The following is a 12,207-nucleotide window of genomic DNA, read 5'->3' on the forward strand; positions in this document are numbered from 1 at the left end:
GTGGCGAAGGGGCGCAGGCCTTGGCAGGAGTTGGGACTGGCGTTGCGTAAGGTCGCCGACATCACGTTGGCCACGGGGTTCGTGGCGCTGCTCACAGCCGTCGCCCCCGCGGCGACCGGCGGGCAGGCGCTCGCCCAGGGGGCTCCGCGGGCCAGTGCCTCGAAGGCGGACGCCGGCAAGCCGGACTCGGGAAAGCCGGCCGAGCGCCTTCTCGTGGAGGCCGCCGAGCTCGTCTACGACAACGACCGCAACACGGTGACGGCCCGCGGCAACGCCGAGCTGCACTACGGCCCACGCACCTTGCAGGCCGACCGGGTGATCTACGACCGCAAGGCGAGCCGGGTCTTCGCCGAGGGCAACGTGCGCCTGACGGAAGCGTCGGGCGCGGTGGTCACCGGCTCCAAGATGGAGCTCACCGACGACTTCAAGAACGGCTTCATCGACGCCCTCCGGGTGCAGCAGAGCGTCCAGCTCAACGGGCAGACCGTCCGCACCCGCTTCTCGGCGCCCCGCGCCGAGCGGATCGAGGGCGACAGCACCAGCTTCGAATACGGCACCTACACGGCCTGCGAACCCTGCAAGAACAATCCGGAGACGCCGCCGCTCTGGCAGATCCGCGCCACCAAGATCGTCCACAACAATCAGACCCACACCGTCGCGTTCGAGGAATCGACCCTTGAGATCGGCGGCATCCCGGTCGCCTACCTGCCGTATTTCGAGACCGCCGACCCGACGGTGAAGCGCAAGACCGGCTTCCTGACGCCGCGCTTCCTCACTTCGACGGCCCTGGGCTCCGGTCTCGCGACCCCGTTCTTCGTCAACCTGGCGCCGAACTACGACCTGACGCTGTCGCCGGCCTTCCTGAGCAATCAGGGCGTCCTCGGCCAGGCGGAGTTCCGGCACCGGCTGGAGACGGGCTCCTACAACCTGCGCCTCTCCGGCATCTTCCAGACCACGCCGAGCGCCTTCCTGCCCGGCCCCCTCGGGGCGGGAGACCGCGACTTCCGCGGCTCGGTGGAGTCCAAGGGCCAGTTCTACATCAACGACCGCTGGCGCACGGGCTGGGACGTCGTCGGCGTCACCGACAAGTGGTTCCTCGACAACTACCGCATCCGCAACCAGAGCATCACCACGGACTATTTCCGTGAGGCCGTGTCGACCGCCTACCTGATCGGTCAGGGCGATCGCTCGTGGTTCGAGGCGAGGGGCTACTACTTCAAGGGCCTGTCGAGCTTCGACTGGCAGAAGGAGCAGCCCTTCGTCGCGCCGGTGATCGACTACGACAAGCGCATCAACGGACCCGGCTTCCTGGGCGGCGAGGTGCGGTTCGAGGCCAACATCACCAGCCTGACCCGCCAGGCGACGGATTTCCAGGCCGTTCAGAGCCCGACGGCCTATCTCCAGACGCCGACCATCAATGGCCGGACCTACTACCTCTACGAGACATGCACGTCCTTCTCGCGCGGCCAGTGCGTGATCCGGGGCCTCGCCGGCACGAACACCCGCGCCTCGGCCCAGCTGTCCTGGCGCCGCAGCTTCATCGACGACGTCGGCCAGGTCTTCACGCCCTTCGCCTACCTGCGCACGGACGCGTTCTTCGTCGACCCGCGCACCTCCGGCTACCAGAACGCCCTGTCCGCCAACATCGCGACGCAGGACGCGGATTTCTCGGGGCGCGTCCTGCCCGCCGTCGGCATCGACTACCGCTACCCGTTCGTCAGCAATTTCGGGCCGCTGGGCGTGCATACGATCGAGCCGATCGCGCAGGTCATCGCGCGACCGAGCGAGACGCGGATCGGCCGGCTGCCGAACGAGGACGCGCAGAGCCTGATCTTCGACGACACCTCGCTGTTCGAGTGGGACAAGTTCTCGGGCTACGACCGGGTCGAGGGCGGCATGCGCACCAATCTGGGCGCGCAGTACTCCGTCGTGACTCCCGCCGGTTGGTACGCGAACGTGATGTTCGGCGAATCGATCCAAATCGCCGGCGTGAACTCGTTCCGCCGCGGCGACATCGCCAATGTCGGCCTCGATTCCGGCCTCGACAGCCGGGCCTCGGACTTCGTCGGCCGGTTCCAGCTGTCGCCCAACCAGCACATCACCTTCATTACCCGCGGGCGCTTCGATCACGCCGATCTCGGCGTGAACCGGGTCGAGACCGGCGTAATTGCCCGCCTCGCTCCCTTCGCGCCGATCGATCTCTCGGCGTTCTACTCCTATTACAAGGCCCAGCCCGCCCTCGGCTTCGCCAACCGTCGCGAGGGCGTCACCGCCTCGGCCACCTATCACGTGACGCCGAACTGGTTCGTCACGGGCTCGGCCCTGGTGGACCTGTCGCACTACCTCGACGTGCGCGACAACTTCCAGACCGCCTACGCCTCCTACCTCGCGAACCCCGTCGGGGACGCGCCCGTCTACCGCAACCCGGGACGCGCCTATCTCTCGGGCATGAGCATCGGCGGCGGATACCAGGACGAGTGCACGACGGTGTCGGTCAACTACATCGTCTCGCCGGTGGCGGCGGCCCTCGGCACCAGCGAGCGCAACCGGACCGTCCTGCTCCGGCTTGAACTGAAGACCCTGGGCGAGGCGGACTTCCGCCAGAACCTGAACACGGCCATCACGGCCGACGGCATCTCAACGGTCCGCTGAGGCGGCTTGGCCCCTGGAACGACACGGAGTGTTGCGGTGAGCAGCCTGCACGGGCCGATCGCCCTCACCCTCGGAGATCCGGCCGGTATCGGACCGGAACTCGCCCTCATGGCCTGGCGCCTGCGGGACGCCGGGCCCGGGCTGCCGCCCTTCTTCCTGATCGGCGACCCCGCCTTCATCGAGCGGCGGGCAAGCGAACTGAACTTGCGAGTTCCCATCGCGGATGTCGGCCCGGATCTCGCCACCGAAGTCTTCGGGCGCGCCCTGCCGGTGATGGCCCTTCCCAGTGGCGCCGCCATTCATGCCATGGCGGGCCGGCCGGATTCCGCCAATGCCGGTGCGACGCTGGAATCGATCACCACGGCGGTGACCCTCGTCCGTGCCGGGGCGGCGACCGCCCTCGTCACCAACCCGATCGCCAAGTACGTCCTGACGCAGGTCGGCTTCGCGCATCCGGGCCATACCGAGTTCCTGGCCGCCTGCGCGGTGGAGCCCGGCGAGATCCCGCCGCTTCCCGTGATGATGCTGTGGAGCGAAACCCTGGCGGTGGTTCCGGTGACCATTCACGTCGCCCTTCGGCGGGTGCCCGACCTGCTGACGCAGGATCTCGTCCTGCGCACCGCCCGCATCGTGGCGGAGGACCTGCGCCGGCGCTTCGGTCTCGCCCGGCCGCGCCTCGTCCTGTCCGGCCTCAACCCACATGCGGGCGAGAACGGCACCATGGGCACGGAGGATCGTGACGTGTTGGAGCCGGCGGTGCTGCAGTTGCAGAGCGAGGGCATCGACATCCGCGGGCCGTTGCCCGCCGACACCCTGTTCCATGCGCGGGCCCGGGAGACCTACGACGTGGCCCTGACGCCGACCCACGACCAGGCCTTGATCCCGATCAAGACCCTGGCCTTCGACGAGGGCGTGAACGTCACCCTCGGCCTGCCCTTCATCCGGACATCGCCGGACCACGGCACCGCCTTCGACATCGCCGGCAAGGGCATCGCCCGACCCGACAGCCTGATGGCGGCGCTCCGCCTCGCCGCCCGTCTCGTGAAGGCCGGCGCGTGAGCGAGGACGGAAGCATCAGCAGCGATGGCCTGCCGCCCCTGCGGGAGGTGGTGCGCCGGCACGGCCTGGAGCCCAAGAAGGCGCTCGGGCAGAACTTCCTGTTCGACCTCAACCTCACGGGACGGATCGCCCGCTCGGCCGGCCCGCTCGACGGCGTGACCGTGGTCGAGATCGGCCCCGGCCCCGGCGGCCTCACCCGTGCGCTCCTGGCGGAGGGCGCCGCCCGGGTCATCGCCATCGAGCGCGATCCCCGCGCGCTTCCGGCGCTGGCCGAGATCGCGGCGCACTATCCGGGGCGCCTCGACGTGGTCGATGCCGATGCCCTGAGCTTCGACCCGGTGCCGCGGATCGGCACGGGGCCGGTACGGATCGTCGCCAACCTGCCCTACAACATCGGCACGCCCCTGCTGGTGGGCTGGCTCGCCAGCGCAGCCTGGCCGCCCTGGTGGGATTCCCTGACACTGATGTTCCAGCGCGAGGTGGCCGAGCGCATCGTCGCCGACCAGGACGACCGCGCCAATTACGGCCGCCTCGGCGTCCTCTGCGGCTGGCGGACCGAGGCCCACATCCTCTTCGACGTGGCGCCCTCGGCCTTCGTGCCGCCACCGAAGGTGACGTCCTCCATCGTGCGGCTGACGCCCCGGCGCGAGCCGCTGGCCTGTTCGGTTCAGGCCCTGGAGGCGATCACCCGGGCGGCCTTCGGGCAGCGGCGCAAGATGCTGCGTCAGAGCCTCAAGGCGGCGGTGCCCGATCCGGCCCGGCTTCTGGACGCGGCCGGCATCCCCGAGACGGCAAGGGCGGAGGAAGTGCCGGTCTCGGCCTTCGTGGCGATGGCGCAGGCTTACAGGCCCGCCTGATCGCCGCCTCCTGAAACGCGGAAGGGCCCGCGCGGACATCTCCGCGCGGGCCCTTCGTTTTCAGCGGCTCATCGCCGATGTCGGTCGTTCAGCGACCCTGCTGGATCGCCGAGAGGATCCACCGGCCGCCGCGCTCGCGCACGAAGGTCCACAGTTCGACCGCCTCGGGCTCGCCGGTCTCGACGACCCGCTGGGTCTTACGGTCGAGAGTCACATCCTTGATCGCGTAGCGCATCGCCACCGTGGCGTACTCGGCATTGCCCTCGCCCCAGGACTCGGAGAGGTCGCCCTGCAGCAGCTTCACGTCCGAGATCCGATTGACGACACCGCGTGCCTCGTTGGCGCGCAACTCCTCAAGGAAGTAGCCGGCCATCTCCGGGGTGGCGAGGTTGCGGAGCGCGGCCGCATCCTCACGGCCATAGGCAGCCTGCACGTCGTTGAGGGCGATCTCGAAGCTCTCGAAGTCGCCCGGTCCGATCTGGACCGGACGCGCCTGCGCGGGCTGGACCGGTGCGGGACCGCGCTGGGCGTTGCCGTAGCCGCCGCCCGTCGGGGCGCCCCCCAGGGGTGCGCCACCCAACGGGCCCGGATTCGCGCCGGCGCCGTCGAGATTGGAGCGGGACAGGCCGGCCGCGGCCGGTTGGCCCTGGCGCCGGCGGAACCAGCGCACGGCGAAGGAGACGAGCAGGACCACGAGGCCGACCTGCAGGATCAGGCCGAGGAACGAGGCGATGCCGCCGAGGCCGCCGAAGAAGCCGCCGCCCAGGAGCGCGCCGAGCAGGCCTGCGCCGAGCAGGCCGGCCATGAAGCCGCCGCCGAAGCGCCGTCCGGGCTGGGCCGCGGTGTTCATGCCGGGATTGCCCATGGCGGGGCCGGGCTGGGTCTGCGAGCGCTGGATCGGGGCCGGGGCGCCGGGCGCCGTGGTGGTGGCCGAGGGCGGTGCGTAGGTGCGCGAGCCGCGCGAGCCCATGCCACCGCTGCTGCCGCTACCTGGACGCGCCTCGACGACGGGCGCTGCGAGAACCAGCGTCGCGGCGAGCGCGAGGATGGATGCCGCGCGCTTCCGGCGAGTGGTGGAGGTGAGCATGAAAACGCCTCTGGTGAACAACTGGGAAGTCCGGCGATGACGCCGCTCCTGATATGGTGACGTTCGCGCCGGAGTTTTAGTCCGCTGTTCTTGGCAGAATCCTGTTGGATTCCCCTCAGAGCGCGGCAGGGAACACCATCCGGACCGTGGCGCCCTCACCGGGCTTCGAGTCGATCGACACCGTGCCGTTCTGGCGCTTCACGAGGCCGTGGACGATGGCGAGCCCGGCACCCCGACCGGCCTCGCGGCTGGTGACGAAGGGCGCGAGGGCGCGGGCCGCCATTTCGGGGGACATGCCCTGGCCCTCGTCGGTCACCGTGATGCCGACGGCGCCGTCGCCGGGCCGCTGCAGGGCCCGGTCCCCCGGGGGCACAGCGAAGGTCGCGATCACGATGCGCCCGGGCACCGGCATGGCCTCGCAGGCATTGGCCACGATGTGGTTGAGGGCGAGCTCGATCTGGGTCGGGTTGCTGAGGCCGCAGGCGAGCCCCGGCGTGGTCCGGGTCTCCAGGGTGATCCGGGCCGGCAGCGTCGGGCCGATCCGGGCGCCGAACGCTTCGATCAGCCCGTTCAGGTCGACCGGGCGGACATCGGGCGCGATGCGGCGCGAGAAGGCCAGGAGCTGGCGGGTCAGAGTGGTGGCGCGCTCGGCCGCGTCCGTGGAGCGGACGATGGCGCGCTGAATGAAGGGCTCGTCGCGGTCCCCCAGACGACGCTTCAGCCCGTCGATGTAGCCGATGAGGATCTGGAGGAAGTTGTTGAATTCATGGGCCACGCTGTTGGTGAGCAGGCCCAGCGCCTCGCGCTGACGGGAGAGTGCGAGGGCTCCCTCGGCGTCGTGGCGGCGGGTGACGTCCACGACCTGCGCCAGCCGGTAGGGGGTTTCCGGAACCGGGACGAGGTAGACCTGCACCCAGAATGCCGCACCGCCGCCCGGGCGCGCCAGCACCTCGACGCCCTCGGGCGCCCCACCGGAGAGGGCCGCCGCGAAGGTGGCGCCGGAGTCCCGGTCACCGGCGAGCCCGAGCCAGTCGCGCAGGTCGCCGTCGGAGGGCGCATCGGCGGGCCGGCGGACGAGGTCGCGGAGGGCGTGGTTGGCGAGGAGGATGCGGCCGCCGGGCGCGTCCGGCGCCAGCAGCGCGGCCGGCACGGCCGAGGCGGTCAGCAGTCGGGCGAGGCCGGCCTCCGGCGCGCTTTCCGCAGGGTGATCGTCCGTCCGGGGCGATGCCATGGCCTGTCCGCCGATCCGGGGCACGCGGCCCCTCCGGCCGCAAGGCATAGCCCCAACCGGGAGAACGGCAAAGCTGCGCCGGAGACGCTACTGGCGCACCCACATCACCCGGCCGATCCAGGCGATGTCGCTGACGTTGACGACCCGGTCCTCGTGGTCCGGATTCAGCGAGGCGAGCTCGATGGTGCGTGCGGTCTTGCGCTTCAGTTCCTTGGCCAGCACCTCGCCGGCCGCGAGCCGCACCACCACCCGGTCGCCCTTGCGGACCCCGGCGGTCGGCGAGACGATGAGCACGTCGCCGTCGCGGTAGAGGGGGGCCATCGAATCGCCCTGCACCTCCAGGGCGAAGGCGCGATCGTCGGCCAGGTCCGGAAACTCGATCTCCTCCCAGCCGGGACCGCCGGTGGGCATGCCCTCGTCGGTGAAGAGGCGCCCGGCGCCGGCCTGGGTCATGCCGATCAGCGGGATCATGGTGCGCGGCGGTCCATCGCGCGCTTCGATCAGACGGAGAAATTCGTCGAGGCTCGCCCCGGTGGCGGCCAGCACCTTTGAGACCGATTCGGTGGAGGGCCAGCGCTTGCGGCCATCGGGGCCGATGCGCTTCGAGCGATTGAAGCTCGTCGCGTCCAGCCCGGCCCGCCGAGCGAGACCGGACGCGGAGAATCCGTGACGTTCCGCTAGGCGGTCGATTGCGGTCCAAATCTGTTCATGAGACAGCATCGAAAGCTCAAAGCGTATTACGGGTAAGACGTCCAGCCTAGAGTTAGGAAAGTAGAACTATTCTACTCGGATGGCAATGGTGCGAAGGCTGCCGATTCAGCCGGTCGCTTCATCCCCGGGTCCTGGCAACTCATGATGTCAACTTAGTCCGTGAGGTTGCAGTTTCGGACGTCGCGGCGGCGTTTGATCGGCCCTGCGAAACCCGGTACGGAGCGGGCATGGCGCTCATCTACAAGATCTCCCCCCGGGCCCTCTGGCGCAGGGCCGAGGATATCGGCCGCTTCGAGGGCGCCCCGATCGACCGCACCGACGGCTACATCCATTTCTCCACCGCCGCTCAGGTGGGGGAGACCGCGGCCCGCCACTTCGCCGGCGTCGAGGACCTCGTTCTGGTCGCCGTGGAGGCCGAAGATCTCGGGCCGGCCCTGCGATACGAACCGTCGCGGGGGGGCGATCTGTTCCCGCACCTCTACGCCGTCCTGGACCTGAAGGCCGTCCGGTCCGTGACCGACCTGCCCCTCGGGGCCGACGGGCGCCACGTCTTCCCGAGCGATCTCGGCGCAGCCCCCCTCGCCGGCGCGGGCCCCCAAGCCGAAGGACGCCCGGCATGATCGGCGCCCTCTTCCCCCTGGCCAAGCCCCTGCTGCACCGCCTCGATGCCGAGACGGCGCACAATCTCACGCTGCGCGGCCTCGCCGCCCTGCCCCCGCGCCGGCCGCCGGCCGACGATGCACGCCTCTCCGTCGAGGCCCTGGGCCGCCGGTTTCCGAATCCGGTCGGTCTCGCGGCGGGCTTCGACAAGGGCGCCGAGGTGCCCGATGCCCTGCTCGGACTCGGCTTCGGCTTCGTCGAGGTCGGCGGCGTCGTTCCGAAGGCGCAGCCGGGCAATCCCCGCCCCCGGGTCTTCCGGCTGGCACAGGACCAAGCGGTCATCAACCGCTTCGGCCTGAACAGCGAGGGCCTCGAGGTGGTGCGAGGCCGCCTCGCCGCCCGCCAGGGCCGGCCAGGGCGCGTCGGCGTCAATATCGGCGCCAACAAGGATTCGACCAACCGCCTCGCCGACTACGTGACCTGCACCCGCGCCCTGGCGCCGCTGGTGGATTTCGTCACCGTCAACGTCTCCTCGCCGAACACCCCCGGCCTGCGGGACCTCCAGGGCGAAGCCTTCCTCGACGAGCTGCTCGCCCGGGTGGTCGAGGCCCGCGACACGACCCATCCGGCCTCCGCCATCCTGCTGAAGATCGCGCCCGACATCACCCTCGACGCCCTCGACGCGATGACGGCCACCGCCCTGCGGCGCGGCGTCCAGGGTCTGGTCGTGTCCAACACCACCATCGCCCGGCCCGGGACCCTTCGCGAGGCGAGCCTCGCCCACGAGACCGGCGGCCTCTCGGGCCGGCCGCTCTTCGCGGCGGCGACTCGTCTCCTCGCCGAGACCTATCTGCGGGTCGGCGGAAAGCTTCCCCTGGTCGGCGTCGGCGGCATCGACTCGGCGGAGGCCGCCTGGACCAAGATCCGGGCCGGCGCCAGCCTGCTCCAGCTCTATTCGAGCCTTGTCTATGCCGGTCCCGGGCTGATCCCGAAGATCAAGGTCGGGCTGGTGGAGCGCATGAAGGCCGAGGGCGTGCCCCAGCTCGCCCCCGTGGTCGGGCGCGACGCCGCCGCCCTGGCAAAGCTGCCGGGCTGACGCCGCAGCGCCGGGCCAGCGCCCTTACGCTCTCTTCACGTTACCGGATCGCGCGACGGAGTGCCCCGCTTCCAGGGAGAACCCGGACCAGAGCGCGTCCCTCGCAGCATGGTGCTCAGCCATATCACCACACCGCGGGATCAAACACCGAGGCGGCCAAGGTCGGGAATGCCCCTGGGCCTAACGATCCAACAGGCAACCGTTCCGGAGGTAGCTTGTTGAACAGCAATGTCGAGGAAACGCGATCCCGAAACATCGTTGGTGCTTGTGGTCGAGGACGATGACCTCGTCCGCATGATGGCGGTCGACATGGTGGAGGATGCCGGCTTCTCGGTGGTCGAGGCACGTCAAGCCGATGAAGCTTGGTTCATCCTTCACGAGCGTTCGGACATCGGCGTGCTCTTCACGGACGTCGATATGCCCGGGTCTATGTGCGGAGTGACCCTGGCCGAGCGCGTCCACCACGCCTGGCCCGACATCCGGCTCGTCGTGACCTCGGGACGCAACCGGTTCGCGAATCGGGACATGCCGGATCACGGGTTGTTCGTCGCCAAACCCTACAGCTCCTCCCAGGTCGTCGACGCCATCCACCACGCGGCCTGACATCTGGATGGCGTTTACCAGAATGAGGATGCCAGACCGAACGGCGCCCCTTCAGTCTCGGGTGATCTCCAGCAGCGGCGCCTCGGCCGTGAACACGACGCCGCGCGGGCGGTAATCGATCTCGGCCGTCCCCCCGATCTCCTGGGCCAGGGCGCGCTCGATCATGCGGGAGCCGAAGCCGGTTCGCGTCGGTCGCGAGACCCGAGGTCCACCGACCTCCTGCCACTGGAACCAGAGCCGGTCGGGACTGGACCCATCCACGATATCCCAGCTCACGATCACCCGTCCGTCGTCCCGCGAGAGGGAACCGTACTTGACGGAATTCGTCGCGAGTTCGTGGATGGCGAGCGCGAAGGCCAGGGCGACGCGCGGTGCGAGGCGCAGGATCGGTCCGCCGATCTTGAAGCGATGACCCTGCTCGACGCCGAACGGGTGCAGCGCCGCAATGACGACCTCCGTCAGAGTCGCCCAATCGCCACTGCCCCGGGCCAGCATTTCCGTCGCGGCCGACAAGGAACGTAGGCGGGACTCCATCGCGACCTGCGCCTCCTCCAAGGAAGCGGCACCCCGCAGCGTCTGGCGGGAGATGGATTGGACGGTCGCCAGGGTGTTCTGGATGCGGTGGTTGAGCTCGCCCGCAAGGAGGTCGCGGTGCTCTTCGGCCCGCTTGCGGTCCGTGATGTCCAGGCTGATCCCGGCGATGCTCAGAGGTGTGCCATCCGCGCGGTACGAGGCCTGGCCGCGAAACTGCAGCCACCGTGTCTCGCCTCGCGGAGTGATGACACGGATCTCGACGTCGTAGTCCGAGTGGCCGGCAATCGCGGCGTCCCGGGCCGCGAGCTTCCTGGGGAGATCCTCCGGATGGATGGCCTTGAGCATCTCCTCGTAGGTCAGCGGTTCGTTCTGCGGGCGACCAAGGTTCTCCTTGAACCCATCCGACGAGACCAAGCGCATGACGCCGAGATCGAGCGTCCAGGCTCCGAGGCGTCCGGCCTTCAGGGTGAATCGGAGGCGCTCCTCGCTCTCGATGAGTTCGAGGGAGCGGCGGGCCGACTCCGCCTCCAGGGCGTCGCGGTCCTTCTGGAGGACGACAAGCCGCTCCTTTTCGAGGGTCACGTCATACTGCGAGGCGAAGAAGTAAGTCAGTTCGCCGTCGGGCGCGAAGACAGGCGAGACGAGGAGGCGGTTCCAGAAAGCGATGCCGTCCTTGCGGTGGTTCTTCAGGTCGATCTCGATGGTGACGCGCCGGTCGATGGCGTCCCTGACCCGCTTGACGTCCTCGGGGTTCGTCTCGGGGCCCTGCAGGAAACGGCAGTTGCGTCCGATGATCTCCGGGCGTTCGTAGCCGGTGAGCTTCACGAACGCGTCGTTCACGTACACGATGGGATTGTCGGGCAACCGCGGATCGGTGATCACCATCGGCATGCGCGTCGCGCGCACGGCAGCGGCGAAGGGATCGGAGCCGACGACGGAGCTGGTGATCTCGGCGTCGATGCGCGCGCCGTCTTCGTAGTCGTTCAAGTGTCGGCCGTCCCGGTGATCAGAAGCGTTCTAGTGAACGATCCTGATCAGGCCAGGGGTGTGATTGTCACACCGCCCATCGCCGCTGCGCGTTCGGTCCCGACGCTCGTGAACATCGGGAAGCGCGAGCCCAGCCGCCGATCTCGAAGACCTTCACGGGCGTCAAGACCTGAACCTCGTCGGCGTTCGGTCTTCCGCTCCAACGACCGGCGAGATCTCGGGCTGCGCCTCAGCCGCTGAACAGCGACCGAGGCCTCCCACGGCGTTCGATTCCAGTAAGGCCAGAGTGGTGATCGGCGCCACCAGAATGACGGTGGGATACCGTTAGCTGGCGAGACGCTGCGCCTGACGCTTGGCGGTATCGAAGGCCTGGAGGTCGAGCGCGAGGTTGATGACCTGCGTGCTCTTCAGGCGTGTGGGCTCGATGGCGCTGCCGATGCCATGCTGCAGGTAGACCTCTTCCACCTCCGGCGTCCGCATGGCGCCGCCCATGGTCCAGTTGGGAAAGGAGCGGCTCGGACTGTTGCGCGCATCCATGATGGTCGCCGTCGTGTGGCGCGGATCCCGTGCAATACGATTATAAGTCGCGCTTACCTGCGCCTGCTCACCCTCCAGGATCTGGATGAACCAGGTCTTGTCGAAGATCAGGAACCCGGTGATCCCGTCTCGGCTGTTGTTGCGCTGTGAGGCTGTGACGATCTCCCGCAAATTCGTCAGCATCGCCCGGTCGTTGCCGAGGACGACGTTGCGGCTGTAATAAACAAGCTGGTGGATCATCGCAGTTTTTCGC

11 protein-coding genes are annotated in these 12,207 nt (G+C 69.1%); 6 read left to right on the top strand and 5 right to left on the bottom strand.

The annotated features are described in order from the left end of the window. Window positions 1–42: 42 nt before the first annotated feature. The 3 genes from AC6EUL_RS01105 to rsmA all read left to right on the top strand — a co-directional run bounded on the left by AC6EUL_RS01105 (window position 43) and on the right by rsmA (window position 4,568). The gene (locus AC6EUL_RS01105; RefSeq protein WP_499868612.1) at window positions 43–2,652 is read left to right on the top strand and encodes an LPS-assembly protein LptD; all 2,610 of its coding nucleotides are present in this window, start codon (window positions 43–45) and stop codon (window positions 2,650–2,652) included. Between the two features lie 108 nt (window positions 2,653–2,760). Further along, window positions 2,761–3,711: a 4-hydroxythreonine-4-phosphate dehydrogenase PdxA gene (gene pdxA, locus AC6EUL_RS01110; protein ID WP_499868614.1), complete on the top strand. Its 951-nt coding sequence runs from the start codon at window positions 2,761–2,763 to the stop codon at window positions 3,709–3,711. A 14-nt stretch (window positions 3,712–3,725) separates the two neighbouring features. Then, complete coding sequence (gene rsmA, locus AC6EUL_RS01115) at window positions 3,726–4,568, top strand: 16S rRNA (adenine(1518)-N(6)/adenine(1519)-N(6))-dimethyltransferase RsmA (RefSeq protein WP_499868616.1); 843 nt, start codon at window positions 3,726–3,728, stop codon at window positions 4,566–4,568. A gap of 88 nt (window positions 4,569–4,656) precedes the next feature. Here the strand turns inward: rsmA and AC6EUL_RS01120 are convergent, their stop codons facing one another. The 3 genes from AC6EUL_RS01120 to AC6EUL_RS01130 form a co-directional block, all read right to left on the bottom strand. After that, window positions 4,657–5,655: a Tim44 domain-containing protein gene (locus AC6EUL_RS01120; RefSeq protein ID WP_056378751.1), complete on the bottom strand. Its 999-nt coding sequence runs from the start codon at window positions 5,653–5,655 to the stop codon at window positions 4,657–4,659. Between the two features lie 115 nt (window positions 5,656–5,770). Next, complete coding sequence (locus AC6EUL_RS01125; protein WP_499868353.1) at window positions 5,771–6,886, bottom strand: ATP-binding protein; 1,116 nt, start codon at window positions 6,884–6,886, stop codon at window positions 5,771–5,773. Between the two features lie 87 nt (window positions 6,887–6,973). Then, on the bottom strand, window positions 6,974–7,606 hold the full coding sequence (locus tag AC6EUL_RS01130) for a S24 family peptidase (RefSeq protein WP_056273458.1): 633 nt from the start codon (window positions 7,604–7,606) through the stop codon (window positions 6,974–6,976). 218 nt (window positions 7,607–7,824) lie between these two features. Here AC6EUL_RS01130 and AC6EUL_RS01135 point away from each other — a divergent pair, with 218 nt between their 5' ends. From AC6EUL_RS01135 to AC6EUL_RS01145, 3 genes are all read left to right on the top strand, one after another. Then, window positions 7,825–8,217, top strand: coding sequence for a DUF952 domain-containing protein (locus AC6EUL_RS01135; protein WP_056218757.1), 393 nt, complete (start codon window positions 7,825–7,827; stop codon window positions 8,215–8,217). Next, window positions 8,214–9,293, top strand: a complete 1,080-nt coding sequence (locus AC6EUL_RS01140) for a quinone-dependent dihydroorotate dehydrogenase (RefSeq protein ID WP_499868356.1) — start codon at window positions 8,214–8,216, stop codon at window positions 9,291–9,293. The genes AC6EUL_RS01135 and AC6EUL_RS01140 overlap by 4 nt, the downstream gene beginning before the upstream one ends. A 228-nt stretch (window positions 9,294–9,521) precedes the next feature. After that, window positions 9,522–9,896, top strand: a complete 375-nt coding sequence (locus AC6EUL_RS01145) for a response regulator (protein ID WP_499868358.1) — start codon at window positions 9,522–9,524, stop codon at window positions 9,894–9,896. Between the two features lie 51 nt (window positions 9,897–9,947). Here AC6EUL_RS01145 and AC6EUL_RS01150 read toward each other — a convergent pair whose 3' ends face one another. Next, entirely contained in the window at window positions 9,948–11,417 is a 1,470-nt protein-coding gene (locus AC6EUL_RS01150; RefSeq protein ID WP_499868360.1) for a PAS domain S-box protein, read from the bottom strand. Window positions 11,418–11,741: 324 nt separating this feature from the next. Continuing rightward, on the bottom strand, window positions 11,742–12,194 hold the full coding sequence (locus AC6EUL_RS01155; protein ID WP_499868362.1) for a BLUF domain-containing protein: 453 nt from the start codon (window positions 12,192–12,194) through the stop codon (window positions 11,742–11,744). Window positions 12,195–12,207: the final 13 nt, after the last annotated feature.

It is taken from the genome of Methylobacterium sp. 001424705 (genome assembly GCF_059816145.1).

Coding starts and splice junctions, on each gene's coding strand:
- pdxA (WP_499868614.1), top strand. CDS start 2,761: ATGGCCTGGCGCCTGCGGGACGCCGGGCCCGGGCTGCCGCCCTTCTTC.
- AC6EUL_RS01120 (WP_056378751.1), bottom strand. CDS start 5,655: ATGCTCACCTCCACCACTCGCCGGAAGCGCGCGGCATCCATCCTCGCG.
- AC6EUL_RS01125 (WP_499868353.1), bottom strand. CDS start 6,886: ATGGCATCGCCCCGGACGGACGATCACCCTGCGGAAAGCGCGCCGGAG.
- AC6EUL_RS01130 (WP_056273458.1), bottom strand. CDS start 7,606: ATGCTGTCTCATGAACAGATTTGGACCGCAATCGACCGCCTAGCGGAA.
- AC6EUL_RS01135 (WP_056218757.1), top strand. CDS start 7,825: ATGGCGCTCATCTACAAGATCTCCCCCCGGGCCCTCTGGCGCAGGGCC.
- AC6EUL_RS01140 (WP_499868356.1), top strand. CDS start 8,214: ATGATCGGCGCCCTCTTCCCCCTGGCCAAGCCCCTGCTGCACCGCCTC.
- AC6EUL_RS01145 (WP_499868358.1), top strand. CDS start 9,522: ATGTCGAGGAAACGCGATCCCGAAACATCGTTGGTGCTTGTGGTCGAG.
- AC6EUL_RS01155 (WP_499868362.1), bottom strand. CDS start 12,194: ATGATCCACCAGCTTGTTTATTACAGCCGCAACGTCGTCCTCGGCAAC.